Genomic DNA, 286 nt, shown 5'->3' on the forward strand with positions numbered 1-286 from the left:
ACCAGAGTGTATCATTTATTGCAACGAACGTAGCAGTTCCTGATCCGAGGCAGCAGGCTGGTGATGGCGAGTGGCACCTACGTCCCGTACCTGCGGGTCTCGACGCTCTCGCAAGGTGCTTCGGGACTGGGTCTTGATGCTCAGCGTGAGACGATCCGCACCTTCTTGGCCGGGTCTGAGTTCAGGCTGGCCCCTGAGGTCGCCGAGACGGAGAGTGGTCGCTCCAGCACTCGACCGGCACTGAACAGGGCACTGGCTCAATGCCGGGCTATGGGCGCCACGTTGA

General features: G+C 61.5%; 1 protein-coding gene. It reads left to right on the forward strand.

Translation table 11 applies throughout. From position 1 onward, the window contains the following. Window positions 1-63: 63 nt before the first annotated feature. Window positions 64-286, forward strand: a 223-nt coding sequence (locus ACLBXP_RS25975; protein ID WP_447670666.1) for a recombinase family protein, incomplete at its 3' end; no start/stop codon positions are given.

This window comes from Methylobacterium sp. A54F, from assembly GCF_053346035.1.